The organism is Ideonella paludis (genome assembly GCF_018069865.1).
In the GTDB taxonomy this organism is placed as follows: Bacteria; Pseudomonadota; Gammaproteobacteria; order Burkholderiales; family Burkholderiaceae_C; genus Ideonella; species Ideonella paludis.
The window spans coordinates 402,104-427,233 of sequence record NZ_JAGQDG010000003.1; the positions used below are offsets into that span (position 1 = coordinate 402,104).

Below are 25,130 nucleotides of genomic sequence, written 5' to 3' on the forward strand. Positions count from 1 at the left end.
GCTGACGACGAAGGAGGTTCCACATGGCCATCGAGATGATCGAAGAATTTGATCAAGGCACGCAGATCAAGGTGATTGGCGTGGGCGGCGGCGGCGGAAATGCTGTCGAACACATGATTGCGCAAGGCGTGCAGGGCGTGGAATTCGTCGTCGCGAATACCGATGCACAAGCTTTGAACCGCAGCGGCGCACAACACCTGATTCAATTGGGTGCCACTGGTTTGGGCGCGGGCTCCAAACCAGAAGTCGGCCGCGCTGCGGCCGAAGAAGCGGTGGAGCACATCAAGGCGGTGATCGCGGGTGCCAACATGCTGTTCATCACCGCGGGCATGGGCGGCGGCACGGGCACGGGCTCCGCCCCCGTCATTGCCCGCGTGGCCAAAGAAATGGGCATCCTGACGGTCGGTGTCGTGACCAAGCCTTTCGAGTTTGAAGGCGGCCGCCGCACCAAGCAAGCCGATGCTGGCGTGGCCGAGTTGGAAGCCAATGTCGACTCCCTGATCGTGGTGCTGAACGACAAGCTCCTGGAAGTCCTGGGCGACGACGTCACGCAAGAACAGGCCTTTGCGCATGCCAATGACGTGCTGAAGAACGCTGTTGGCGGCATTTCCGACATCATCCACATCCCCGGCTTGGTCAACGTCGACTTTGAAGACGTCAAGACCGTCATGAGCGAACCTGGTCGCGCGATGATGGGCACCGCCACGGCGGCTGGCCCTGACCGTGCCACCAAGGCTGCCGAAGCCGCCGTGGCGTGCCCGCTGTTGGAAGGCATTGACTTGGCCAATGCCAAGGGCGTGCTGGTCTTGATCGCAGCGTCGCGCACCAGCTTCAAGTTGGCCGAGAGCAAGAACGCGATGAACACCATCCGTCGCTATGCGGCCGAAGATGCGCATGTCATTTATGGCACGGCTTATGACGACAGCTTGGGGGACCAGCTGCGCGTCACGGTCATTGCCACTGGCCTGTCGTCTAACGCCAAGCGCCAGCAGGCCCCACTGACCGTGGTGCAGAGCGAGCCTGTGGCCTTTCAGCGCACCGGCACCGACAACCTGCCCATCATGAACCACCCGGTCGGTGGCATGGGCCTGGGGCAACCCGTCCAGCCCAACTACGACGGGCTGTCCACGCCCAGCGTCTGGCGCAATGGCCGCACGCAAGCGGCGGCCAAGGTGGAGGCACTGAGCTCCAACGGCATGGACGAAATCGAGATCCCGGCCTTTCTGCGCAAGCAAGCCGACTGAGTGCCCATCGTGAGGCCCGGGTTTCCTCCGGGTCAACGACAATACGGGGTGAGGGGTTCAATTCAGAGCCTCCACCCCGTTTGCCATTGGCGGACCGATTTTTATGCTCAAGCAACGCACCCTCAAATCCATCACGCGCGCCGTCGGCGTGGGCCTGCACAGCGGCCAACGGGTGGAGTTGACCTTGCGACCTGCGGCACCCGACACTGGCATCGTGTTTCGGCGTGTCGACCTGCCGCAGCCGGTCGATATTCCAGTGCGCTTTGACTCCGTGTGTGACACCCGCATGGCGTCCACCATTTCGCCCGGCGGCGACCCCGGCGCTCCCAAGGTCCAAACCATTGAGCACCTGATGTCAGCTTGTGCAGGTTTGGGCTTGGATAACCTCTATGTCGACATCACGGCCGACGAGGTGCCTATCTTGGACGGCTCGTCCGCCAGCTTTGTGTTCTTGCTGCAGAGTGCCGGTATTGAGCTGCAGAATGCCGCGAAGAAGTTTCTGCGGGTCAAAAAGACGGTGGAGATCAAGGAGGGCGAAGGCGAGCGCGCCATGTGGGCCAAGCTGGAGCCCCACCATGGCTGGCGCTTTACCTTTGAGATTGCCTTCAACCACCCGGCCCTGGATGCCACCGGCCAACAAGTGGTGTTTGAAATGGGCTCGGGCCGCTACAAGCAAGAGATTGCTCGAGCGCGTACCTTTGGCTTCACCAAAGATGTGGAAGCCATGCGCGCGCGTGGCCTGACCCTGGGCGGCAGCATGGATAACGCGATTGTCATTGACGACTATCGCGTGCTGAATGCTGATGGCCTGCGCTACGACGACGAGTTTGCCAAGCACAAGATCCTGGACGCCATTGGCGATCTCTACATCGCCGGCCACCCGCTCTTGGCGGCCTACACCTCGTTCAAAGGCGGCCATGCCTTGAACAACAAGTTGCTGCGCAAGCTCCTGGCCGATGCAGAGGCCTGGGAGTTGGTGACCTTCGAAGACGAGGCCAGAGCACCGGCAGGTTTTGCGCAACTGGCGCCTGCCTGGTGAGGACGGAATGCTGATCTTCCGCCTGGTCTTCGGCCTCTTGCTCTTGGCGGCCTTGCTGTGCTTTGGCACCTATATCGCCACACGCGACCCGCGTTGGCGGCAGCGCGGACAAGTCTTGGTGAAGTGGACCGTGCTGGCAGGGCTGGGCTTTTTTGCGGTGATCTTTTTGGAGCGTTTGGCCGTGATGCTGTAGCGCTATAGCGCACGCATCAATAGGTGCGCCCACCCTTGAACTGCGCATGGGTGCGGCGCTTCAAGTCGGTGGCTTTGGCCATGGCCGCAAATGAGGTACTGGCATGCGCATGGGTGATGGCCAGCCCTAAGGCGTCAGCGGCGTCCTTGCCCGGTAAGCCCGGCAGGTTCAGCAAGCGCTTAACCATCTCTTGCACCTGAGCCTTGTCGGCGTGGCCATTGCCAACGATAGATTTTTTCATCTGCAGCGCGGTGTATTCGGCCACCGCCAAGCCACTCGTCACCAGGGCCGCCAGGGCTGCGCCCCGCGCCTGCCCCAAGAGCAAGGTACTCTGCGGATTGACGTTGACGAACACGATTTCACAAGAGGCCTGCTGCGGCTGATAGCGCTCGACCACCTCGCGCACACCCTCAAAAATAATGCGGATGCGCCCGGGCAAATCACCTTGGGCAATGCCTGTCCCCGCGCCCGTGGTGCGGATGGTGCCGCTGGCCACATAGTGCAGCGCATTGCCTTCCTTCTCGATCACGCCAAACCCCGTGCATTGCAAGCCAGGGTCTATGCCCAGCACGCGCAAAGGGAGGCTTGGTGTCTGCACGGCTCAGCCTCGCAACTGGAAATACCAGCGCACGGAGTGAAAGAACACAGGGGCAGCAAAGGCCAGCGGCGCGATGCGGTCCAGCAAGCCCACCGCGCCCGTCAGGCCAGCCTGCGACAGGCTGCTGCCCGCTAGAGCACCCGCACTGTCCGATCCGGCGGTGATGGTGCTGCCATCTGGCATCTCGTGGGTCAGCGTGCGGTTGCCCCAAAAGCGTACGCCCACGTCTTTTTTGAGCGCCTTCATCACAAACTCGCCCAGCAAGCCGGAGCCTCCAGCGATCAGGCCCATGGCGAAGGCCTGCCAGGGCTTGAACGGGGTGATCCAATACAGCGCTGCGCCTGCCAAGGCACCGACCAGCGCCCCCAGCATCCAGGCCCGCCAAGAGAAGGAGCGGCTGATGGCCCGCGCCAGTGGCCGGCGACGCAGCCAGCGGCTGAGAGCCTCTTGCGTGACCTGAGCCACCATGGCCACCACCACCAGGAAAAAGACCAAAAAGGCACCTTGCCCGGCATGCTGGGGGAAATCCAGCAAGAGCAGGGCGGGGGCGTGCGAGAGGCCAAAAACGCAAACCATGATGCCCCACTGAATCTTGGCGTTACGCTCCAAGAATCGCTCTGGGTCTCCCGCCAAGGCGCTGATGACCGGAATGGCGATGAAGGCATAGACGGGAATGAAGACCGTGAAGAGGTCAAAGTTGCGGTTGCCGACCAGGGCGTACTGCAGCGGCAGCACCACAAAAAACGCGGCCAGCAGGCTGCGATGGTCACTGCGGCGCGTGTGCATCAGGGTGATGAACTCGCGCAGGGCCAAGAAGGACAGCAGGCCAAACAGCAAGGTCGCTCCCAGCGGCCCGCTCACCCAGGACAACCAGAACACGGTGGCGCCCAACCATGCCGCTCGCAGGTCCCGCTTGAAGCGCAGGTCGCGGGCCGCGGCGCTGCTGTTGCGCTCTCGCAGGCTGAAGAAAAAAGCGCCCAAGGTCACCAGGCCCAACGCGCCAAACACCATCACAAACAGCAGTGAAATCTGCTGGTCCACACTCAACTCACGCAGCCAGCCCATCTCAGCCTCCTACGGGCCGCAGGGCCATCACAGCGTCACGCGCCCGGGTCAGAAAGCTGGCTTTGTCCTCGTCGGGCAAAACTTGCATGGGTGCACCGAAGGTGACGGTGCACAAAATGGGCACCGGCACGACTTCACCCTTGGGCATCACCCGCTGCACGTTGGAGATCCAGGTCGGGATCAGCTGCACCTGGGGAAACTGCTTGGCCAAATGGTAGATGCCGCTCTTGAACGCCATGGGCTCGCCCTTGGAGCTGCGCGTGCCCTCGGGAAAAATCACCAAGGAGTCGCCGCCTTCCAAGGCCAGCGCCAAGGGGGCCAGCGGATCTTCGTCGTCGGTGCGCTGGCGATTCACGTAGACCGCCCTGAAGATCTCGCGCGTGATCCAGTGCTTCAGTGGCGAGGAGGTCCAGTAATCCTTGGCCGCAATGGGCCGCGTGGTGGCCCGCAACTCTGACGGTAAGGCCGCCCAAATCAACACCCAATCCAGGTGGCTTTGATGGTTGGCAAAGTAGATGCGCTGCAGCGCCTCGGGGGGGCATCCGCGCCAGTGTCCTTGTGCGCCGGTGATGAGGCGCGCCACAAAGGCCAGCACTTTGCCCGCAAGTTCAGCTCGGGTCATGTCGAGGATGGTAGCTCAGCCCCGGGGCCGCAGCACTTCAGGGGCGCTGCAAGGGCGGCATGGCGGCAAACGGCGTGATGCCGTGCGCACGCCAGATGTGGGCTGGGTCCAGCATCACGCCATCGCGGATCACCAACTGAACGCGTCGCACGGCGTTGATGTCGCGCGTCGGGTCACCGCTGACCAGGATCAAATCTGCTCGTTGCCCGACCTCGATGGCCCCCACGTCATGGGCCATGCCTGCAACTTTGGCGCTGCCCACCGTCGCCATGCGCAGCACCTCGCCGGGTGGAATGCCAGCCTTCACATAGAGCGCTAGCTCGCGCGGGTACATCAGGCCAGGGAAGTCGTCCGTGCCGGCCACCAGGGGCACGCCGGCCTGATGCATCTTGGCGACCAAGGCCAGCATCTTGTCGTAGGAGGCCGAGAATCGCTTGGCATTGCTGTTGTTAACGTCCATGGAGTTGCGGCGCAAGCTGCGCGCAAACTGCGGGGGCAGGTTCTCAGCAATGTCGTGATAGCTGGGGTTGAGTTGGCCTTGGCGCTGCTTGAAGCTGCCTTCAAAGGTGGACAAGGTGGGGTCCACCACCGTTTGGCGCTTCACCAATTGGCTCACAAAGCTGCGGGCTTCTGGGCTGTCGAGATTGATGCGATGGGCGTTGTCGCCGACCAGGTAAAAGCGCAGCAAGGTGCGGGTGTCGTCCTTGGGTTTGACAAAGAAGTTCAGCATCACTTGGTTGATGTGATGGATCTCGTCAAAGCCCGCCTCCAGCACATCCGCTGCACGCATAAAGGCCGGGACATGACCGCCCACCTTCAAGCCCTTTTTGTGGGCATGGGCCACGGTGGGGCCAACCCACTCTGGCTTGAAAGAGTTGTAGAGCTTGAGCTGGGTGTAGCCCTTGTCCGCATACAAGTCGACCGCCTTGAGCGCGTCGTCCAGTGAAGCCACCACAAAGCCGCCCCGCGCGGAAAAGGGGCTTTCCCCCTCAATGAAGCCGTTAGCCAACACCCTGGGGCCAAGCAACTCGCCCTGGCTCAACTGCTGTCTCAGTTTTCCCAGGTAGTCGTTGTCATTGCTCAGGTCGCGCACGGTCGTGACACCGGCGGCCAAGTGCAAGAGCAGGTCGGACTTGCCCACATGCACATGCATGTCCCAGAGACCTGGCAACAGGCTGCTGCCCGGCGCGTCAATGGTGTTCGTGATGTTGGCGTGGGCCGAAGCGGCAGGCCCGCGCGCGATGATGCGGCCGTTCTCGATCAGCACATCTTCTGGCTCGCGCATCACCGCTGCAGGGGCATCGAACCAGCGAGCGCCGCGAATCAAGGTCTTGCCCGGCAGGGACTGGCGAACGGCACTCATCAGGGCTTTGAGGCGCGCTTGCTCGGCGGCGTCTTGGCGCGCCAGCAGCTCGGGTGCGGCCGCTTCAAAGCCCTCTTCAATCAAGCTCCAACTGGGCCCGATATCCGCAAAGAAGGCGCGATCGGCATCCTCGCGCACCCAAGCCAGTCTCGGGAACACATCGGCACCGTGCAAAGCCACCAAGGCAAGCGGTATGGCCGTGGCATCCGCCTCGGGCTTGCGCCACAGCAGGCGGTCTAGCACTTCAATCCGCGCCGCGCCGCGGGGCAGGGTGGGCACGGAGTCCAAACCCAGTCGATGGGCAATGGTGAGCAGCGGGCTCAATGCCCCGGGGCTGCCCTCCATCGGGCTGTAGAACGCCAATTCGTCGGCGCCAAGCTTGGCACTCCCTTGATCGGCGCCGGAATCCCAACGCGCAGTCTCGCCTGTGCGGCTGAAGACTTCGCGGACGGGCGAGCCAAACTCCGAGCGGCCACTTATAGCGTGCTGCAACAGCCGCCCTTGCTCATCCACCTGCAGGGTCTCGGACAGGGTTGGCCCGCGCCCGTTGTTCAAGTACTGATACTGAATGCGCCACTGCGTCAGCGCTTGGGGGCTTGCACCGCTCTTGGACTCACTGACCACCATCTTGCCGGCAGCATGGCCTTGCGCCCAAGCCCCATAACGTGTGACGCGCTCTTGGGCCAGCACGGACAGACTGAGGCCTCCCGCAACAAGCGTCGCGGTCAAAACCCGAAGGATTGCGGGGCAAATCTGGGCATTGAAGACAGTGGATGCAGGCATGATGAGCACAAGGTGGGCTGACTTGGCCCGAAGCGTATCAAGGAATTGCGGCGCCGATGGCTCGGCATGACCCCGGGGCGGCGCACGTCATGATGGCCAGACTTCCTCGCCTTGTGTAGGACTCCAGCGCATGAAGATGATGTTATGGCGAGGCTTGGGCTTGCTGCTGATGTTGACGGCAATGGCTTTGCCCTTGATGCGTGCGATCGATCGACCGGTCGAGTCCTTGGTGGGCCGCTGGGCCATGCCGCCGTCCGACTTCATGGAGGTGGATGGCCAGTTGGTGCACTGGCGCGACGAAGGGCCACGCCAAGACCCGCACCCGATCGTGTTCTTGCATGGTGTGGCGGCCAGCTTGCATGTGTGGGAGGCCTGGGCGCAAGACTTGTCACCTCGGCATCGCATCATTCGACTGGACCTGCCGGGCTTTGGACTGACCGGGCCGCTCTCAGAGAGTCATCTCCAGGGCGCTACGGCTGACTACAGCGCAGAGAACTTGGCGCGATTCACTTGGCGCGTGCTCAATGAGCTCAAGGTCGAGCAGGCCACCATCGTGGGTCATGATTTAGGAGGTGAGGTGGCGTGGCGCTTGGCCCTGATGGCGCCCAGCAAGGTGCAGCGGCTGGTGCTGATGGGGGCCACGGGCTGGCCGGACCCACCCCAGCGCCAAGTGCTTGGGCTGCGGATGGCGCGCTGGCCGGTGCTTGGCGCTTTGGGTGACGGCATCATGCCGCGGGCCCTGGTGGCGCGGAGCCTGGCCGACACCTACGCACAGCCTGAACGCATCACCCCTGAGCAGGTCGATCGCTACCATGAACTGCTGCTCAGAGACGGCAACCGCGCTGCCTTACGACAGTTTCTGGCGCAGCCCGCAGATCACGATGCGGTGACGCGCTTGAAGGTCATGAGCCGCCCGACGCTGCTGATCTGGGGCCAGCAAGACTTGCAAGTCCCGCCGGCTGCGGGCGAGCGCTTTGCACGCCTGATGCCCCACGCTCGACTGTTGTTGCTGCCGCATGTGGGCCACCAAGTGCCCGAGGAGCAACCGGGCCTCGCGCTGGAAGCGCTCCGAACCTTTATGCGCCAGCCCTTGGGCTCAACGCAGCACCAGTAACGGCAGCTTGCACTTGCTCATCACCGACTTGGTGTGAGAGCCAAACAAGCGCTCACCGAATGAGCCGCGGCCGTGCGTCACCATCACGATCAAGTCGCAGCGCTGCGCTTGCGCGGTGCTGATGATGGCGTCATCGATCTCTGCGGTATGCGCCATCACGCCCTCGAAGGGGACCTGGGCTGCTGCCGCTTGGGCCTGAAACTCTTCCAGCACCTTGCGGGCATGGGAGTCTGCTGCCGCCTTGGCTTTTGAGGGCGTCTTGTCAGTTGCCGCGGGCTTGTCAGAGGCCGCACGCAGATCGGGCTCGGCGATAAAGCCGACGATGGCGGCGTGCAACTTACGAGCTAGCGCAATGCTGGCCGACATGGCGCGCTCAGCGGTGGTCGTGCCGTCGATGGGAACCAGGAGGCGCTCAAACATGGAGGGGTCTCGTCAGCAATGAAGACAAGACCATAAGCCTCGGCAGAGCGCGGTGGCTTGACTCCCGTCAAGAACCGCGCACTGTCTCAGGCCGATCCGTCAGGCCAGGGCCTGTCAGTTCGAGGCTGCCGAGGCGGCAGGCGTTGCTGCAGAGGCTGCGGGCATGACGGCTGCGGAAGCCGCCGCTGCTGACGATGCCATGGGTGCAGACGCACCGTGCGGAGCCGCGTGATCGACGCCGTGCGACTCACCCGCCATGCTCAAGCTATCGCCACCCTTGCTGATGACCCACATGGCAAGTGCCGCAAACACGACAAAGCCAACGACAATTTTCCACATATCTTTGCTCCTACGATGGTGGATGATTCCAGGGGAACCTTAGCTTATCAGCCTGACATTCAACCAACATTGAGCGTCAATGAAATGGCCTTGCTGATGTGAAAAAGCGGACCCGACAGGGTCCGCTTCGATGGAGGAGGGTGTCAGTTCTCCGACGCCCTCAGCGGGGGGGCTCAATCCCCAGCGTAGATGTCGACGTCGCGGGTTTCCTTGACGAACAACAGACCGATCACAAAGCAGATGCCAGCGATGGCGATCGGGTACCAGAGGCCGTGATACATGTTGCCGTTCTGGGCCACCATGGCGAAGGCGATGGTGGGCATCAGGCCACCGAACCAGCCGTTACCGATGTGATACGGCAGCGACATGGAGGTGTAGCGGATGCGGGTCGGGAACATTTCCACCAGCATGGCGGCGATCGGGCCGTACACCATGGTGACATAGATCACCAGGATGCTCAGGATGATCACGATCTTGACCTTGTCCATCTTCGCGGGGTCAGCCTTGGCGGGGTAGCCAGCAGCCTTCAGGCTGTCAGACAACTCCTTCTTGAAGGCCTTGATCGCGTCGCCGGAAGCTTGGTCGAACTTGTGACCACCAGCGGTCAGCACGCCTTGAGGAACGGCCAACTCCTTGTCGCCGATCTTCACCACCGTTGCGGTGCCAGCAGGCACAGCTTCGTTGGAGTAGCTGGCAGAGTTTTGAGCCAGAGCACGCTTAGCGATGTCGCAAGGGTTGGTGAAGTCCACCTCACGTGCAATCGGGCTGCCCTGGAAGGAGCAGGTGTTCGGGTCAGCCTTCACCGAGATGGGCACTGCAGCTTGCGCCTTGGCCAAGTCAGGGTTGGCGGCTTCCGTCAGCGCCTTGAACAGCGGGAAGTAGGTCAAGCAAGCCAGCAGCATGCCTGCCAAGATGATGGGCTTGCGGCCGATCTTGTCAGACAGCGATCCGAACACCACGAAGAACGGGGTGCCGATGATCAGCGACATGGCGACCAAGATGTTGGCCGTAGCACCGTCCACCTTCAACACATTGCTCAAGAAGAACAAAGCGTAGAACTGGCCGGAGTACCACACCACAGCCTGACCCATGACCAAGCCCACCAGCGCCAAGATCACGATCTTCAGGTTCTTCCACTGGCCGAAGGATTCGGACAGAGGTGCCTTAGAGGTCTTGCCTTCTTCCTTCATCTTCTTGAAGGCGGGCGATTCGCTCATGGACAAGCGGATCCAGACCGAGATGGCCAGCAGCAAGATGGAGACGATGAACGGAACGCGCCAGCCCCAGTCACCGAAGGCTTCTTCGCCGACGGCCGTGCGGGTGCCCAGAATCACCATCAGCGACAGGAACAAACCCAGCGTGGCGGTGGTTTGAATCCACGCGGTGTAGGCGCCACGGCGACCGTGCGGTGCGTGCTCAGCGACGTAGGTCGCAGCACCACCGTACTCACCACCCAGTGCCAAGCCTTGCAGCATGCGCAGGCCGATCAGGATCACAGGGGCAGCAACACCAATGGAGTTGTAGTTCGGCAGGACGCCCACAATGAAGGTCGCCAAGCCCATGATCAAGATGGTGACCAAGAAGGTGTACTTCCGGCCGATCATGTCTCCCAAACGACCGAACACCAGTGCGCCGAAGGGACGCACGATGAAGCCGGCCGCGAAAGCGAGCAAGGCGAAAATGAAGGCGGCTGAGGGGTCGAGGCCTGCAAAGAACTGCTTTGCAATGATCGGCGCCAAAGAGCCGTAGAGGTAAAAGTCATACCATTCAAACACCGTGCCTAGCGAAGAAGCGAAGATAACCTTCTTCTCTTCCTTGGTCATTGGCGCATGGGCGACAGCTGATGCCATGTGTTGTCTCCTAAGAACCCACGTCACTCGAAATTGGTGACGCTGGCCCGCACTATCTCGGCGCCCTCTGACCGTCTTCTGACGCGGGGCTGAACCGAAACTGACAATCTCGGGTGCAACCCTCGGGTTCTGTTTCAGCAGGTGAGATGGCGGGGGTGGGTGCGGGAAAGTCCCAGGGACTTGACCGAGCCGTTTGTCAGGCTTGAGCGCTCGGCGGATGGCTTGCGGCAGTGCGCTTTGGCAGTTCGGCCCAGACGGCCCGTTTGGCCTCGTCGGAGAGGCGCGACCAGGCCGCGATCTCATCCAAGCTGCGTGCACAGCCCGCACACAGTGCTGTGCGCGGGTCGATGCGGCAAACCCCGGTGCAAGGGGATGGGACGGGCGCGGTGCTCATGGGCTTGGGGTGGCTGTCTTGGCGTGCTGAGCCACATCCGCCGCTGGCGCACCGGTCAGCCGCAGCAAATCTTGCGGGCTGCAGCGAAACACACCGTTGGGGTGGCCGGCAGCGGCCCACACTTCGCTGAAGCGGAACAGCGTGTCGTCCACCAGCGTGACCGGCGGATGCAGGTGCGCCACAGGTGAGACGCCACCGATGGAAAAGCCGGTTTGCGCTTTGACGAAGTCCGCGTCGGCCCGGCCGATGGGGCCTACCAAGGCGGCCACCTTCTTTTCGTCGACCCGCTGGTCCCCTGAAGCCACCACCAGCACCGCCCGGCTGTCACTCTTGCGCTTGAAGATCACGCTCTTGGCGATCTGCCCAGTTTGCAGGCCCAAGGCGTCAGCCGCTTCTTGGCAGGTGCGGGCCGGCGTGGTCAGCCATTGGGCCGGATGAGGGTGGCCCTGGGTTTGCAAATGCTGGCTGACACGGTCAAAGCCATCGTGGCTGGGCTCTTGCGCTGTGTGGGTCATGGACAAATGGTCAAGGTTGCAGCCAGGCGGCGCGTTCAGGGGGACAGAGGCGGGCGCGGCGGTGGCCTTCAGGGTTCAGGCTCAACCAGTCCAAGGCTAACACCCGGGCGTGTACCACCGCAAAGTGGGGGCGGCTGGCCCCTGCCGGGCTCAGGCCCTGAAGGCTTTCGCCCGGCGCCAATGGCGAGAGGTAGTCTTGCGCCGCAGGCGACATTTTCAGGCGAGCCCAGCGTGAGGTCACGGCCAAGCCCTCGAAAGTCACCTCGGTGCGTACGGTCATGCGCAATTGCCAACCCAGACCGGGGTGCCACAGCACCAGCACCGCCTGGGCTTGGTGCTGCAGGTGCTGCAGGTGCTGCACTTTGGGCGAGCGGGCGTCGGTGAAGAACACCAAGGTCTGCTCGCGTTCATCCCACTCCCTGAGCACCACTGTGCGGGCGTCAGGCAGGCCTTCGGGGCTCACGGTGGCCAAGGTGGCCGTGCGCCAGGGGTGACCGCGGGTCGACACTGCCTGGGCCAACTCACCCCAGACTCGGGCGGCCAGCGCAGACAGCTCGTCCATGGCTTTAGCCTTCGCGGCGCAGCGCGGGGAAGAGGATCACGTCGCGGATGCTGGGCGAGTCGGTGATCAGCATCATCAAGCGGTCAATACCGATGCCGCAACCGCCGGTCGGGGGCATGCCGTACTCCAGAGCGCGGATGAAATCGGCGTCATAGAACATGGCCTCGTCGTCCCCGGCTTCCTTGTTCGCCACCTGGGCATGGAAGCGAGCGGCTTGGTCTTCGGCATCGTTCAACTCGGAGAAGCCATTGCCAAACTCGCGCCCAGTGATGAACAGCTCAAAGCGCTCGGTGATGGCCGGGTTGCTGTCCGAGGCACGGGCCAGTGGCGAAACCTCGACGGGGTAGTCGATGATGAAGGTCGGCTGCCAAAGCTTGTCTTCGACGGCGGCTTCAAACAGGCCGAACTGCAGCTGCGCCAGGCCCCAGTGCTTGGGTGGCTCTTCGCCCAAAGCTTGCAGCTTGGCCTTCACGGCTTCGGCCGAGTCGGCTTCGGCCTCGGTCAAGCCCGCATGCTTGACGAGAGAGTCGCGCACCGACAGGCGGGCAAAAGGCTCGTCCAAATGCACCTCTTTGCCCGCATAGGTGACGCGGGCATTGCCCGTGGCCGCGCGCGCGGCGTGGCGCAGCAGGGCCTCGGTGAAGTCCATCAGGTCGTGGTGGTTCCAGTAGGCCGCATAGAACTCCATCATCGTGAATTCGGGGTTGTGCCGAACGCTGATGCCTTCGTTGCGGAAGTTGCGGTTGATCTCGAACACCCGCTCAAAGCCGCCCACTACCAGGCGCTTGAGGTAGAGCTCGGGCGCAATGCGCAGGAACATCTCTTGGTCCAGCGCATTGTGGTGGGTCACAAACGGCCGGGCGTTGGCACCGCCAGGGATGGGGTGCAGCATGGGGGTCTCGACCTCCAGGAAGCCGTGCTCGACCATGAAATTGCGGATCGAAGACACCGCTTTGGAGCGGGCCATGAAGCGGGTGCGCGCGTCCTCGTCGGTCATCAGATCGACATAGCGCTGGCGGTACTTCTGCTCCTGGTCGGTCATGCCGTGGAACTTGTCCGGCAGGGGGCGCAGGCTCTTGGTCAGGAGGCGCACGGCGGTCGCCTTGACCGAGAGCTCACCCGACTTGGTCTTGAACAGCGTGCCTTCGCAGCCCAGGATGTCCCCCAGGTCCCAGTGCTTGAAGGCGGCCAGGACATCCGCACCCACGGCGTCCAGCGTGATGTAGAGCTGGATGCGGCCCGAGGCGTCTTGCAGGGTGGCAAAACAGGCCTTGCCCATCACCCGCTTGAGCATCATGCGCCCAGCCACCGCCACCCGCACGGGGTGGGCTTCCAGGGCCTCGTTCTCCAGCGTGCCGTGGCTGTGGTGCAGCGTGGCGGCATGGTGCGTGGGCTTGAAGTCGTTGGGGAACACCGCCACCCCACTGGCTTTGGCCTGCTCGCGCAGGGCGGCCAGTTTCTCGCGGCGCTCAGCGATCAGTTGGTTGTGGTCGTCGGGCGTCAGCGGGGTGGTGGAGTCGGCGCTCATGGCGGAGTGTGGGGGAGGTAAGAGAGAAGGTAGGGCGGGCCGAAGGGCCTGCCAAAGGAGGTCCGATTTTACGGGCAGCCCTGACGCTGGCCCAACGCCCTCCTAAAATCAATCCCTTTTGGCTGAACAGCCCTGGTTGAAGCTGGGGCTGTAGGAACTCTCATGCAACGTTTGGTCGATGTCGTCGGGTTGGGCTATGGTGTGGGGGTACCTACGGCTTTCGCATTGGGCCGCAAAGTGGCCTTCCTGGGCGGTAAGCCATGAGCAGATTTGCATTGGTCGGTGCCGCCGGCTACATCGCACCCCGCCACATGCGCGCCATCAAAGACCTGGGCCATGAATTGGCCGTGGCTTATGACGTGAATGACTCGGTGGGCATCATCGACTCCATTGCGCCGCAGGCTGATTTCTTCACTGAATTTGAGCGCTTCTACGAGCATGCCCAGGTCTTGCGCCGCGACCCAAGCACTGCGCTGGATGTGGTGAGCGTCTGCAGCCCGAATCACTTGCACCATCCGCACATTGCGGCGGGCCTGCGCTTGGGCTGCGATGTGATTTGCGAGAAGCCCTTGGTGCCCAACGTGGCGCTGCTGGATGAATTGGCTCGCATTGAAGGCGAGACAGGCCGCCGGGTCTTCAACATCCTGCAACTGCGCCATCATGAGGCGATCCTCGCCTTGCGCCACAAGGTGCAGCAGGCGCCCGCTGATCGCAAGTTTGATGTGGAGCTCACCTACATCACCTCCCGCGGCAAGTGGTACCACGAGAGCTGGAAGGGGGACCCGCGCAAGTCTTTGGGTGTAGCGACAAACATTGGCATTCACTTCTTTGACATGCTGCACTTTTTCTTCGGCGAGTTGCAGCAGAGCGTCCTGCACTTGAGGGATGACGATAGGTCGGCAGGTTTTTTGGAGTACGAACGCGCCCGGGTGAGATGGTTTCTCTCCATTGATGGGCGTGACTTGCCCCCACACGTTCAAGGCAAGAAGACCACCTTCCGCAGCATCGATATCTCGGGTGAGCAACTGGAGTTTTCGGAGGGCTTCACCGAACTGCACACGGTCAGCTACCGCGAGATTTTGCAGGGGCGTGGCTACGGTTTGGCAGATGCCCGCCATTGCGTGGAAACGGTCGAGGCGCTGCGGCAAATGGGCTTGACGGCCCCGGGTGCTGATGCCCATCCTTTTGTGCGGGCCGCACAGCCATGACGGCCTGGGTGCATCCAAGCTCGGTGGTGGATGAGGGCGCTCAGCTGGGCGCTGGCACCAAGGTCTGGCACTTCAGCCACGTGTGCGCAGGCGCCCGCGTGGGCGAGAACTGCTCGCTGGGCCAAAACGTGTTTCTGGGCAACGATGTGCGCATTGGCGACGGCGTCAAGATCCAAAACAATGTCTCGGTGTACGACGCCGTGACATTGGAAGACGGTGTTTTTGTCGGCCCCAGCGCGGTCTTCACCAATGTGCACAACCCGCGCGCCACCGTGGTGCGCAAGCACGAGTACCGCCGCACCCTGGTGTGCCAAGGCGCCACCTTGGGGGCCAACTGCACTATTGTCTGCGGCAGCACCATCGGGGCCTTTGCCTTTGTGGGGGCTGGGGCGGTGGTCACCAAAGATGTGCCCGCCCATGCCTTGATGGCCGGTGTGCCGGCGCGGCAGATCGGCTGGATGAGCCGGCACGGCGAAAAGCTGGCGCTGCCCCTCAAAGCCGTGGACGGCGCCGAGGCCACCTGCCCCGCCACCGGCGAGCGCTATCGGCTCAGTGATGGCCACCTGACCTTGATCGCTTGACATGCAATTCATTGACCTCAAGGCCCAGTACGCGGCCCTCAAGACCGACATCGACGCAGCCATCCAGCGCGTGCTCGACCACGGCCAATACATCATGGGCCCGGAGGTGGCGAAGCTGGAGTCTGCGCTGGCCGAGTGGGTGGGGGTGAAGCATTGCATCACCGTGGCCAGCGGCACCGAGGCTCTGCTGATCGCCTTGATGAGCCTGGGGCTCAAGCCGGGTGACGAGGTCATCACCAGCCCCTTTACCTTTGCCGCCACCGCGGAGGTCATTGTGTTGCTGGGGGGCGTGCCGGTGTTTGTGGATGTGGAGCCCGACACCGCCAACTTGGATGCCCGCCAAGTGGCCGCCGCCATCACCCCGCGCACCCGCGCCATCATGCCGGTGAGCTTGTACGGCCAAGTGGCAGACATGGCCGAGATCAACGCGATTGCAGCGACTCATGGGCTGCCGGTGATTGAGGATGCGGCGCAAAGCTTTGGGGCGCTCTATCGGGGGCAACGCAGCGGGGCATTGAGCACTTGGGGCGCGACCAGCTTTTTCCCCAGCAAGCCACTGGGCTGCTATGGCGACGGTGGCGCGCTGTTCACCAACGATGCGGCACTGGCCCAGGCCGCCCGGGAGATCCGAGTGCATGGCCAAAGTGCCCGTTACACCCATACCAGGGTGGGCGTGGGCGGCCGCATGGACACCTTGCAATGCGCCGTGGTGTTGGCCAAGCTGCCGCGGCTGGAGTGGGAGCTGGCGCGCCGCCATGCGCTGGGGGCGCGCTATCACCAGCTATTGGCAGGGGTCCACGTGGGCCTGATCACCCTGCGGCCCGACCGGGATTGCGTGTGGGGCCAGTACACAGTGCTGGTGGAGCAGCGCGCCGAGGTGCAGGCCGCACTGCAGGCCGCAGGTGTGCCCACGGCCGTGCATTACCCCAAGCCCTTGCACCAGCAAGTGGCCTATCAGGCCTATGCGCCCCAGGGCGGTTGCCCGGTGGCTGAACACCTGGCCCAGCGCGTGATGAGCCTGCCGATGAGCCCCGACTTGAGCGAGGCCGACCAAGACCAGGTCGTGGCCGCGCTGGCCGCTGTGGTGGGGCGGCGTGCCTGACACCCCCGCGCCGGGCGGCAGCCAGAGCTTCAGAGGCCTGGGCCGGGCCAGCCTGACGCTGCTGGCGGGCGGTGCGGCGGCCCAGGCCTTGCCGCTGCTGCTGGGGCCGCTGCTGACCCGGCTCTTCAGCCCGGTGGAGCTCGGCGTCTACCACCTGTTCGCCGCAGTGGCGGCCAATGTGGCCGTGGTGGCCTGTGCGCGATTTGAGTTTGCATTGCCCTTGGCGCACGACGACGATGAGGCGCAGGCCTTGCGGGTTTTGTGCCTGCGCCTGCTCTTGGCGTGCACCGTGCTCAGTGGGCTGGGCGCTATGGGCTGGTGGTGGGCGGGGGCCGGGCATTGGGTGGCGTGGCTGCCCCTGGCGGTGGCGGTGGCGGGCGCTTTGTCATTGGCCACGCTGTGGGCCACACGGGCCCAGCGCTTTGCGGCCCTGGCCACGGCGCGCGTGCTTCAGTATGGGGGGGCGGCGCTGGCCCAGGTGGCGGCGGGGTGGGCGGGTTGGGGCGTCCAGGGCTTGGTGGCGGCGCCCATCGCGGCGGCGCTGGTGGCTACCCTGTGCCTGCGCTTGCCTTTGAGTTTGAGCTGGCCAGTGCGCGAGGACGCAGGCTCTTCGTGGCGTGCATTGGCGCGCAAGTTCTCTGACTTTCCTTTGCTCAACACCCCTCACGCCTTTGCGGGGGCCTTGCAAGACACCGTGGCACTCGGTCTGGTGGCGGCCGCTCTGGGCCCTGCCGCCGCAGGCTTTTGGGGCCTGACGCTGCGTTATCTCAAAGCACCAGCCAGCTTGGTGGGTGGAGCGGTGTCTCAGGCGCTTTACCCCAAGCTCGCAGCGGCGGGGGATTCGCGGCAGGCGCGTGCCGCGTTGCGTCAAGTGATGCTCTTGCTGGGCGGCCTGGGCCTGGGCCTGACGCTGCTGTTGATGCTGGCCGCGCCTTGGGGCTTTGAGGCGGTGTTTGGCGCGCCGTGGCGGCCTGCGGGCGAACTGGCCAGAGCCCTGGCGCCCTACATTGGCCTGCACTTCGTGGCCTCGCCGCTGGGGGTGGTCACCATGGCGTGGGGCGGGCAGGCCTGGGCCTTGAAGCTCGCGCTGGTGGGGCAGGTCTTGTTTGCCGGGGCGCTGGCGCTGGGTTTGGCCTGGGGCGGCTTGGTGGGAGCCGGTTGGGCCGTGTCTGGCGCCATGGCGGCTTACTTCGCTTACTACTTTTGGCGCTTGCTGCATTGGCCCATCGGGCAGGTGGCTCAGCCGGGTAGCGGACAATCCAGCCTGTGAAAACCTCAACCGCCTTCAGAGCTTGGCTCAACCGTCTGCGCCGCCGCTGGTGGCATCTGTGGGCCTATCGCATGGTGTTTGGTGAACGCTCTGGCGGCGCGGACCCTCAGTTGCGCCGCTTTACCCGCATCTCGCCGGCCGCCTGCATCGAGCACCCCGAGCACCTGAGCCTGGGCGACCATGTCTATGTCGGCCCCTTCAATTTCCTGGAGTGCAGTGGCGGCCTCAGCCTGGGTGAGGGCGTTCAGATCACCAGCCATTGCAGCCTGGTGACTCACAGCTCGCACCGGGCCTTGCGCTTGCTCGGTGAGGGCTATACCGAGTGGCCCGCGCACCTCGGCACGCGCCCAGGCTGGATCGCCGGGCCGATTCGCATCGGCGCCTACAGCTTTGTAGGCCCGCATTCGCTGATCGAAGCCAACACCACTTTGGGCCGGGGCACGCTGGTTTGCGCCGGTAGTTTTGTGCGCGGCGACTACCCCGACTTCGCCATCCTAGAAGGCCGCCCCGCGCGCATCGTGGGCGACACCCGTCGCGCTGACGAGCGCCTTTTGCAGCGTTATCCCGACCTGGCACCGCTGCGTGAAGCCTGGGCAGGCCGCTTGGATGACGCAGGGGCGCGTTGAGCATGTTGCGCTTGGTGTTGATGGGCGATGGTGAGAGCCCGCACTTGCTGAAGTGGGCCCGTGCGCTGCAGGGCCGGGTTGACCTCTGGGCGGTGTCTAGCCGAGGCTTTGCCCCGGGCTTTGAAGACATCATCCCTGCCACGCAACGCTTGGCCCTGGGCACGCAGCCGAACTTTGAAGGCGGGAATGCCGGTTTGTTGCGTGCCTTGCCCACGGTGGTCCGCTGGCTCAAGGCGGCTGACCCTGACTGGCTGGCCCCCCACTACCTCACTTCCCACGGCACCTTGGCCTGGTTGGCGCAGCGCTGCGGCGTTCAAGCCCGCATTGTGGGCTCGGCCTGGGGCACGGACATCTTGTTGACTCCGCAACGCAACGCGGTGATGCGCTGGCTCACCCGCCGCGTCTTGCGCGCCTGCACGCTGTGCACCAGTGACTCGGCCCACATGACGCAGCGCATGCAGCACTTGGGCGCCGGCGAGGTCATGACCTTTCCCTTCGGCCTGGAGCAGATGCCCCCAGCCCCCATACCGGGTCACAAGAACGAGGCTTTGTTCTTTGCCAACCGTGGCCTGGAGCCCATCTATGCGCCTGAGCGCGTGCTGGCCGTGTTTGCCCACCTGGCCGCGCAGTGGCCCGAGGCTCGTTTGGTGATGGCCAACAGCGGCTCCCTGGGCCCAGCCCTGCAAGCTCAGGTAGCGCAGCAGGGCTTGGCCGAGCGGGTAACTTTGGTGGGGCGGCTAGGGGCAGACGAGCAAGCCCGCTACTACGCCCAAGCGCGCTGGTACCTGAGCCTGCCGCAGAGCGACTCAGTGGCAGTCTCGGTGTTAGAGGCGATGGCGCATGGCGCGATACCCGTTCTGTCGGACCTGCCCGCCAACCGCGAACTGGTGCAAGACGGCCGCAATGGTGTGATCTTGAAGGACGGCCAGGTGCTGGAGTGTGCGAGCCTGCAGCCCTTGGCGCAGCGTGCCGACGCGGTGGCGCGAGAGCTGCACGAATGGGTCGCTGAGCACGCACTGTTCCCTGAAGCTGTGAGCCGCTATGTGCAACGTCTAGAGGCCTTGACGCCATGAGCCCAGGCCTTCTGCCGACGTGATGCCAAGATGACGCAGCCATGAACATCCTCTACCTCAACCACTATGCGGGCTCGCCCCTGCACGGCATGGAGTACCGGCCTTACTACTTGGCGCGCGAGTGGGTGCGTGGGGGCCACCGCGTGCGGATGCTGGCGGCCAACTTCTCGCACGTGCGCTCGCGCCAGCCGAAGCAGGTGGGCCTTGAGCACATCGACGGCATTGAATACGAATGGTTTGCCTCGCCGCCCTACCAGGGCAATGGCCTGGGCCGGGTGAAGAACATCTGGGCGTTTCAGCAAGCCTTGTGGGCGGCCAGCCGCCGCATCGTCACCGAGGTGGCCCCTCAGGTGGTGATTGCCTCCAGCACCTACCCCATGGACATTTGGGTGGCCCGCAGGCTGGCCCGCATGGCCCGCGCCAAGCTGGTCTTTGAGGTGCACGACCTCTGGCCGCTCTCGCCGATTGAGCTCTCTGGCATGTCCCCTCATCACCCGTTTGCGCTGCTGTGCGGCTGGGCCGAGAAAACGGCGTACCGCGATGCTGATGTGGTGGTGTCCATGCTGCCCAAGGTGCACGACTATATGGCCTCGCGCGGGCTGGACCTGCGCAAGCTACACATCGTGCCCAACGGCATCTCGCCCGACGATTGGGCGCAAGCGCCTGCCGCCTTGTCGCCTGCAGTGGCGGCAGTGCTGGAGAAGGCCCGCGCGGCCGGTGAGGCCGTGGTGGGCTATGCCGGCTCCATGGGGTTGCCCAATGCGCTAGACACCTTGCTGGACGCCGCCGCGCTGCTGCGCGATGCGCCCATTCAGTGGGTGTGGGTGGGCGATGGTCATGAACGCGAGCGTTTGCTCACGCGCATCCAGGCCGAGGGCTTGAACAAGGTGCACTGGTGCGGCCCTATCCCTAAGGGCCAGATCCCTAGCTTTTTGGCGGCCCTGGATGTGGCCTATATCGGCTGGCAGCGCGTGCCCATCTACCGCTTTGGGATCGCACCCAACAAGCTGATGGATTACATGATGGCTGGCGTGCCCGTGCTGCATGCGGTCGAGGCGGGCAATGACCCCGTGGCCGAGGCCGGTGCCGGCCTGACCACGCCGCCGGACGATGTGCCAGCCATTGCGGCAGCGCTGCAGCGATTGCTCCAGCTCAGCCCTGAAGAGCGGCAAGCCATGGGCCAGCGCGGCCGTGCTTTTGTGCAGGCCCACCACACCTATCCGGTCTTGGCGCGGCGCTTTGTGGAGGCCTGCCAATGAGCGACGACCTGCGCCAGATGGCCGAGCGCTATGCCCGACGCGAGGCCGGCATGAGCCGCTATAGCCTCTTGCAGCCCGATGTGTGGCAACTGGTGCAAGAGCGCCAGCGCGCCATCCTGCAAGGCTTGAGCGCCCGAGGCTGGCACGATGTGGCCGGGCTGCGCTTGGTGGAGGTGGGCTGCGGTGCGGGGGGCAACCTGCTGGAGTTCTTGCGCGCGGGCTTCACACCCAGCCATTTGACGGGGTGTGAGCTGCTGCCGGAGCGGCTGGCCACGGCGCGCGAAGTGCTGCCGGCAGGGGTGCAACTGCTGGCGGGTGATGCTGCCGGCTTGAGTATCGAAGCCGCCAGCCAAGACATCGTGTTTCAGGCCACGGTGTTTTCGTCTCTGCTGCAAGACGACACCCAGCAACGCCTTGCCCAAGCCATGTGGCAGTGGCTTAAGCCGGGGGGGGCAGTGCTGTGGTACGACTTCTGCATGGACAATCCACGCAACCGCGATGTGCGCGGCGTGCCGCTCAGCCGTGTGCAGGCCTTGTTTCCTCAGGGGCGCCTAAGCGCACAGCGCGTCACCTTAGCCCCGCCCATTGCGCGCCGCGTCTGCCGCCTGCATCCTTCGCTGTATCACCTCTTCAATGCTTTGCCGCTGCTGCGTTCGCACCGGCTGGTTTGGATCCATAAGCCCCATCAGTCATGAGTACCGACAAGTTGCCCTTCCTGCCCTTTGCCCTGCCCGAGATCGGTGAGGAAGAAATCGCCGAGGTGGTGGACACCCTGCGCTCGGGCTGGGTCACCACCGGCCCCAAGGCGCGCCGTTTTGAAACCGACTTTGCGGCCTTTCTCGGCGATGAGGCTCTGCACTGCATCGCCGTCAACTCCGCCACGGCCGGCCTGCATCTGGCGCTCGAAGCCCTGAACATCGGGCCGGGCGATGAGGTCATCACCACCACCCACACCTTCACCGCCACGGCTGAAGTGGTGCGTTATTTGGGCGCAGACGTGAAGCTCGTCGACATTGACCCGGCCACGCTGAACATCTCGCCCGCCGCCATTGAGGCCGCCATCACACCGCGCACCAAGTGCATCATCCCCGTGCACTATGCAGGCTTGGCGGCCGACATGACGGCCATTTTGGACATCGCGCAGCGCCATGGCCTGAAGGTGGTGGAAGACGCTGCCCACGCCCTGCCCACCACGCATGCGGGCCAGATGATTGGCACTTTGGCCAGCGACGCCACGGTATTCAGCTTCTATGCCAACAAGACCATCACCACCGGTGAAGGCGGCATGCTGGTGACCCGCAATGCGGCGTTGGCGGCCCGCGCCAAGGTGATGCGCCTGCACGGCATCAACCGCGACGCCTTTGACCGCTTCACCGCCAAAGTCCCCAGTTGGTACTACGAGATCGTGGCGCCTGGCTTCAAGTACAACCTGACGGACATTGCGGCGGCGCTGGGGATTCACCAGCTTAAGCGGGCGCGAGACTTTCAGGCCAAGCGGGCGGTCTTGGCCCAGGCCTACAACGAAGCCCTGGCCGACCTGCCTGTGGTGCTGCCGCCGGCACCACAGCCCGGCGAGCTGCACTCTTGGCACCTTTATGTGCTGCGCCTCAAGCCCGAGGCTGCACTGCAGCGTGACGCGCTGATTGAAGCGCTCTATGCCGCAGGCATCGGCTGCAGCGTGCATTACATCCCGCTGCATCAGCACCCCTACTGGAAGTCTTGCTATGCGCTGCGCGCCCAAGACTTTGTGCACAGCCAAACCGCCTATGAGCAGATGCTGAGTTTGCCGCTCTACACCCGCATGAGCTTGGACGATGTGGAGCGGGTGACGACGGCGGTGCGCCAGAGCTTGATGTCCTGAGCGGCAGCCCATGTTCAAGCGCGCTTTTGATGTGCTTTGCGCGGCGCTGGGGCTGCTGATCTTGCTGGTGCCGGGCTTGCTGGTCGCGGCTTGGGTCAAACTTGACTCCCCTGGTCCCGTGTTCTTCCGGCAGGAGCGGGTGGGCCGGGGAGGGCGCCTCTTTCGCATCCATAAGTTCCGCACCATGCGGGTGGACGCCCCCAGCTTGGGTCCGCAGATCACCATTGGTGCGGACCCGCGCATCACGCGCTCGGGCCAGTGGCTGCGCGCCAGCAAGGTGGACGAGCTGCCGCAACTGCTGGATGTGCTGCGCGGCGAGATGAGCCTGGTAGGGCCGCGTCCTGAAGTTCCGCGTTACGTTGCTCTGTATCCGGCTGAGTTGCGCGAGCGGGTGTTGTCGGTTCGGCCCGGCATCACCGATCCGGCCTCGCTCAGCTTTCGTCATGAAAGTGAGCTGCTGGCGGCGTCGGATAACCCTGAGCAGACCTATGTCGAGCAAGTGCTGCCCCAAAAGCTGCAACTCTCGGCCGACTACATTCGGCGTGCGACGCTGGGGCGAGACCTCGTGGTGATCCTGCAGACCTTGCGGGTGCTGTGAAACGTGACACGCCGCAGCGGGCTGCGACAATCTGCCCACCATGAATTGGCTTGACCTTGACACCCTGTTGACCCGTGTGCGCCCTCATCGCGAGCGGCTGGCCCTGCTGCTGGACGCGTTGATGGTGGTGCTGGCTTGGCAGGCCACCTATTTGTTTCGCCTCGGCTTTGAGCGTTGGTTCTCGGCGAGGCCCAGCTATGACGTTTGGGTGCTGTGCGGCGTGGTGGCGGTCTACGGCCTAGGTCTCACGGCTTTAAAAGTGCCACAAGGCATGTGGCGGTTTTCAGGGTTTGGCGAGATCAAACGGCTGGCGCTGGTTTGTACAGCGGCGGGCTTGATCAGTGCGACGGGGGTGCTGATGCTGCAGTTGCAGCAGGTGCCCCGTGCGGTGCTGGCCTTGCACCCGCTCTTCACTCTGATGGGCCTGGCCATGATGCGGATGGGCTACCGCATGCTCTACGAGCATATGCGCCGCCAGATCAGTGGCAGTGCTCAAGAGCAACGCCGCGCCTTGGTGTTGGGCGCCGGTGATGCGGGGCGCTTGTTGGTGGCCGGCATACAGCACAGCCAGGGCTGGGTGGTGGTGGGCTTTTTGGATGATGGGCCTGGCAAGCAAGGTGGGCGCATTGCCGGCATTCCGGTGCTGGGAGACCTGAGTCAAGCGCCGCACTGGGTGTCCGTGCATGGCATCACCCATTTGATTGTGGCCATGCCTGGTGCCTCACCCAGCCAGCGCAAGCGGGCCTTGGAGTTGGCCTCGGCCACCGGCTGCCCTGTGCTGACGGTGCCCAGCCATGATGAATTGCAAGCGGGACGCTCGGTGAACCAGGTTCGCGACATCGAGCCTGAGGATTTGTTGGGCCGCGAGCCCGTGATGCTGGACGAAGGGGGCATTGCCGACAGCTTGGGCGGCAAAGTGGTGCTGATTACCGGTGCGGGCGGCTCGATTGGGTCAGAACTGTGCCGCCAAGTGGCGCGCTATGGCCCGCAGCGCATCGTGCTCTATGAAATGAGCGAATACGCGCTCTATGCGATTGAGCAGGCCTTGGGTGAGACCTATCCCCACATCCCCCTGCTGCGCATCATTGGGGACGTCAAGGACTTGGCGCATCTCAGCCACACCATGTCGCAGGTCCGGCCGCATGTGGTCTTCCATGCTGCGGCTTACAAGCACGTGCCCTTGATGGAGGACCACAACGCTGCCGCCTGCTTGCGTAACAACGCGCTGGGCACTTACAACGCCTGCCGAGCGGCGGCGCAGCATGGCGTGGGGCGCTTTGTGCTCATCAGCACGGACAAAGCCGTCAACCCGACCAATGTGATGGGAGCCACCAAACGGGTGGCCGAAATGGTGGTCAGCCACATGGCGCAGCAAGCGGCCGCCCAAGGCCTAAAGACGCGCTTCATGGCCGTGCGCTTTGGCAATGTCTTGGGCTCCTCTGGCAGCGTGATCCCCAAGTTCAAGCAGCAGATCCAGGCCGGTGGCCCCATCACCGTGACGCATCCGGACATCATCCGCTACTTCATGACCATTCCTGAAGCAGCCCGCCTGGTGCTTCAGGCCGCCGCCATTGGCGAGTCGGGTCAGGTGCTGGTGCTCGACATGGGTGAGCCGGTTCGGATCTTGGACCTCGCCAAGAGCATGATCCGGCTCTCAGGCTTGCGAGAAGAAGAGGTCGGCATCCGCTTCACGGGGCTGAGGCCAGGAGAGAAGCTGTATGAAGAACTGCTGGCAGACGCGGACACGACGCTGGCTACCCCTTTTCCGGCCATTCGTTTGGCCCATTTGAAGGCGCAAGACCTGGGGGCGCAAAGCGCCATGTTGCAGGGTTTGGAATCCACCACGTCGCTGCACTCGGACCAACACATACGCCAATGGCTGGTCGAGGTGGTGCAAGAGTTCGCACCGAGCCGGCCTTAAGC

Annotated in this window: 26 protein-coding genes; 16 read left to right on the forward strand and 10 right to left on the reverse strand. The window is 63.8% G+C overall.

The window, feature by feature from the left end; all coding sequences use genetic code 11:
- Window positions 1–23 precede the first annotated feature (23 nt).
- The 3 genes from ftsZ (at window position 24) to KAK11_RS09615 (ending at window position 2,476) form a co-directional block, all read left to right on the forward strand.
- Window positions 24–1,244: a cell division protein FtsZ gene (gene ftsZ, locus KAK11_RS09605; RefSeq protein WP_210808658.1), complete on the forward strand. Its 1,221-nt coding sequence runs from the start codon at window positions 24–26 to the stop codon at window positions 1,242–1,244.
- A 103-nt stretch (window positions 1,245–1,347) separates the two neighbouring features.
- Window positions 1,348–2,283 carry a UDP-3-O-acyl-N-acetylglucosamine deacetylase gene (gene lpxC, locus KAK11_RS09610; protein ID WP_210808660.1) on the forward strand — a complete coding sequence of 312 codons (936 nt, stop codon included), beginning with the start codon at window positions 1,348–1,350 and terminating at the stop codon, window positions 2,281–2,283.
- Window positions 2,284–2,290: 7 nt separating this feature from the next.
- The gene (locus KAK11_RS09615) at window positions 2,291–2,476 is read left to right on the forward strand and encodes a hypothetical protein (protein ID WP_210808662.1); all 186 of its coding nucleotides are present in this window, start codon (window positions 2,291–2,293) and stop codon (window positions 2,474–2,476) included.
- Window positions 2,477–2,492: 16 nt separating this feature from the next.
- On the opposite strand, the gene ruvC is transcribed toward KAK11_RS09615, so the two are convergent.
- From ruvC to KAK11_RS09635, 4 genes are read right to left on the reverse strand one after another with little or no spacing between them, the layout of a single operon-like run.
- Window positions 2,493–3,053, reverse strand: coding sequence for a crossover junction endodeoxyribonuclease RuvC (gene ruvC, locus KAK11_RS09620; RefSeq protein WP_210808993.1), 561 nt, complete (start codon window positions 3,051–3,053; stop codon window positions 2,493–2,495).
- A gap of 24 nt (window positions 3,054–3,077) precedes the next feature.
- The gene (locus KAK11_RS09625; protein ID WP_210808664.1) at window positions 3,078–4,139 is read right to left on the reverse strand and encodes a phosphatidate cytidylyltransferase; all 1,062 of its coding nucleotides are present in this window, start codon (window positions 4,137–4,139) and stop codon (window positions 3,078–3,080) included.
- 1 nt (window position 4,140) lies between these two features.
- Complete coding sequence (locus KAK11_RS09630; protein ID WP_210808666.1) at window positions 4,141–4,761, reverse strand: lysophospholipid acyltransferase family protein; 621 nt, start codon at window positions 4,759–4,761, stop codon at window positions 4,141–4,143.
- A gap of 37 nt (window positions 4,762–4,798) precedes the next feature.
- On the reverse strand, window positions 4,799–6,907 hold the full coding sequence (locus KAK11_RS09635; protein WP_210808668.1) for an amidohydrolase family protein: 2,109 nt from the start codon (window positions 6,905–6,907) through the stop codon (window positions 4,799–4,801).
- A 130-nt stretch (window positions 6,908–7,037) separates the two neighbouring features.
- Between KAK11_RS09635 and KAK11_RS09640 the strand changes: the two genes are divergently transcribed.
- Complete coding sequence (locus KAK11_RS09640; protein ID WP_210808670.1) at window positions 7,038–8,021, forward strand: alpha/beta fold hydrolase; 984 nt, start codon at window positions 7,038–7,040, stop codon at window positions 8,019–8,021.
- On the opposite strand, the gene KAK11_RS09645 is transcribed toward KAK11_RS09640, so the two are convergent.
- On the reverse strand, window positions 8,004–8,441 hold the full coding sequence (locus KAK11_RS09645) for a universal stress protein (RefSeq protein WP_210808672.1): 438 nt from the start codon (window positions 8,439–8,441) through the stop codon (window positions 8,004–8,006). The genes KAK11_RS09640 and KAK11_RS09645 overlap by 18 nt on opposite strands.
- 228 nt (window positions 8,442–8,669) lie before the next feature.
- On the opposite strand from KAK11_RS09645, the gene KAK11_RS09650 reads away from it, so the two are divergent.
- Window positions 8,670–8,882 (forward strand): hypothetical protein, encoded by a 213-nt coding sequence (locus tag KAK11_RS09650; protein WP_210808674.1) that lies wholly within the window; start codon window positions 8,670–8,672, stop codon window positions 8,880–8,882.
- Between the two features lie 71 nt (window positions 8,883–8,953).
- Here KAK11_RS09650 and KAK11_RS09655 read toward each other — a convergent pair whose 3' ends face one another.
- The 5 genes from KAK11_RS09655 to lysS form a co-directional block, all read right to left on the reverse strand.
- A complete protein-coding gene (locus tag KAK11_RS09655; RefSeq protein ID WP_210808676.1) occupies window positions 8,954–10,630 on the reverse strand; it encodes an MFS transporter in 1,677 nt (558 codons plus the stop codon).
- A gap of 196 nt (window positions 10,631–10,826) precedes the next feature.
- Window positions 10,827–11,024: a DUF1289 domain-containing protein gene (locus tag KAK11_RS09660; protein ID WP_210808678.1), complete on the reverse strand. Its 198-nt coding sequence runs from the start codon at window positions 11,022–11,024 to the stop codon at window positions 10,827–10,829.
- Window positions 11,021–11,539 carry a YbaK/EbsC family protein gene (locus KAK11_RS09665; RefSeq protein ID WP_210808680.1) on the reverse strand — a complete coding sequence of 173 codons (519 nt, stop codon included), beginning with the start codon at window positions 11,537–11,539 and terminating at the stop codon, window positions 11,021–11,023. The genes KAK11_RS09660 and KAK11_RS09665 overlap by 4 nt, the downstream gene beginning before the upstream one ends.
- A gap of 10 nt (window positions 11,540–11,549) precedes the next feature.
- The gene (locus tag KAK11_RS09670) at window positions 11,550–12,101 is read right to left on the reverse strand and encodes a pyridoxamine 5'-phosphate oxidase family protein (protein ID WP_210808682.1); all 552 of its coding nucleotides are present in this window, start codon (window positions 12,099–12,101) and stop codon (window positions 11,550–11,552) included.
- A gap of 4 nt (window positions 12,102–12,105) precedes the next feature.
- The gene (lysS, locus tag KAK11_RS09675; protein ID WP_210808684.1) at window positions 12,106–13,629 is read right to left on the reverse strand and encodes a lysine--tRNA ligase; all 1,524 of its coding nucleotides are present in this window, start codon (window positions 13,627–13,629) and stop codon (window positions 12,106–12,108) included.
- 260 nt (window positions 13,630–13,889) lie between these two features.
- Between lysS and KAK11_RS09680 the strand changes: the two genes are divergently transcribed.
- From KAK11_RS09680 to KAK11_RS09730, 11 genes are read left to right on the forward strand one after another with little or no spacing between them, the layout of a single operon-like run.
- Window positions 13,890–14,837 (forward strand): Gfo/Idh/MocA family protein, encoded by a 948-nt coding sequence (locus KAK11_RS09680; protein ID WP_210808686.1) that lies wholly within the window; start codon window positions 13,890–13,892, stop codon window positions 14,835–14,837.
- Window positions 14,834–15,418, forward strand: a complete 585-nt coding sequence (locus KAK11_RS09685) for an acyltransferase (RefSeq protein WP_210808688.1) — start codon at window positions 14,834–14,836, stop codon at window positions 15,416–15,418. The genes KAK11_RS09680 and KAK11_RS09685 overlap by 4 nt, the downstream gene beginning before the upstream one ends.
- Before the next feature lies 1 nt (window position 15,419).
- A complete protein-coding gene (locus KAK11_RS09690; protein WP_210808690.1) occupies window positions 15,420–16,520 on the forward strand; it encodes a DegT/DnrJ/EryC1/StrS family aminotransferase in 1,101 nt (366 codons plus the stop codon).
- Window positions 16,513–17,790: an oligosaccharide flippase family protein gene (locus KAK11_RS09695; protein ID WP_210808692.1), complete on the forward strand. Its 1,278-nt coding sequence runs from the start codon at window positions 16,513–16,515 to the stop codon at window positions 17,788–17,790. Before KAK11_RS09690 ends, KAK11_RS09695 begins: the two co-directional genes overlap by 8 nt.
- A complete protein-coding gene (locus KAK11_RS09700) occupies window positions 17,787–18,416 on the forward strand; it encodes an acyltransferase (RefSeq protein WP_310737778.1) in 630 nt (209 codons plus the stop codon). The genes KAK11_RS09695 and KAK11_RS09700 overlap by 4 nt, the downstream gene beginning before the upstream one ends.
- Window positions 18,417–18,418: 2 nt before the next feature.
- Window positions 18,419–19,489: a glycosyltransferase gene (locus KAK11_RS09705; RefSeq protein WP_210808996.1), complete on the forward strand. Its 1,071-nt coding sequence runs from the start codon at window positions 18,419–18,421 to the stop codon at window positions 19,487–19,489.
- Window positions 19,490–19,530: 41 nt separating this feature from the next.
- Window positions 19,531–20,748, forward strand: coding sequence for a glycosyltransferase family 4 protein (locus KAK11_RS09710; protein WP_210808694.1), 1,218 nt, complete (start codon window positions 19,531–19,533; stop codon window positions 20,746–20,748).
- Window positions 20,745–21,443 carry a class I SAM-dependent methyltransferase gene (locus KAK11_RS09715; RefSeq protein ID WP_210808696.1) on the forward strand — a complete coding sequence of 233 codons (699 nt, stop codon included), beginning with the start codon at window positions 20,745–20,747 and terminating at the stop codon, window positions 21,441–21,443. The genes KAK11_RS09710 and KAK11_RS09715 overlap by 4 nt, the downstream gene beginning before the upstream one ends.
- The gene (locus KAK11_RS09720; RefSeq protein WP_210808698.1) at window positions 21,440–22,609 is read left to right on the forward strand and encodes a DegT/DnrJ/EryC1/StrS family aminotransferase; all 1,170 of its coding nucleotides are present in this window, start codon (window positions 21,440–21,442) and stop codon (window positions 22,607–22,609) included. The genes KAK11_RS09715 and KAK11_RS09720 overlap by 4 nt, the downstream gene beginning before the upstream one ends.
- A 10-nt stretch (window positions 22,610–22,619) precedes the next feature.
- The gene (locus tag KAK11_RS09725) at window positions 22,620–23,207 is read left to right on the forward strand and encodes a sugar transferase (RefSeq protein WP_210808700.1); all 588 of its coding nucleotides are present in this window, start codon (window positions 22,620–22,622) and stop codon (window positions 23,205–23,207) included.
- Between the two features lie 40 nt (window positions 23,208–23,247).
- Complete coding sequence (locus KAK11_RS09730; protein ID WP_210808701.1) at window positions 23,248–25,128, forward strand: polysaccharide biosynthesis protein; 1,881 nt, start codon at window positions 23,248–23,250, stop codon at window positions 25,126–25,128.
- Window positions 25,129–25,130: the final 2 nt, after the last annotated feature.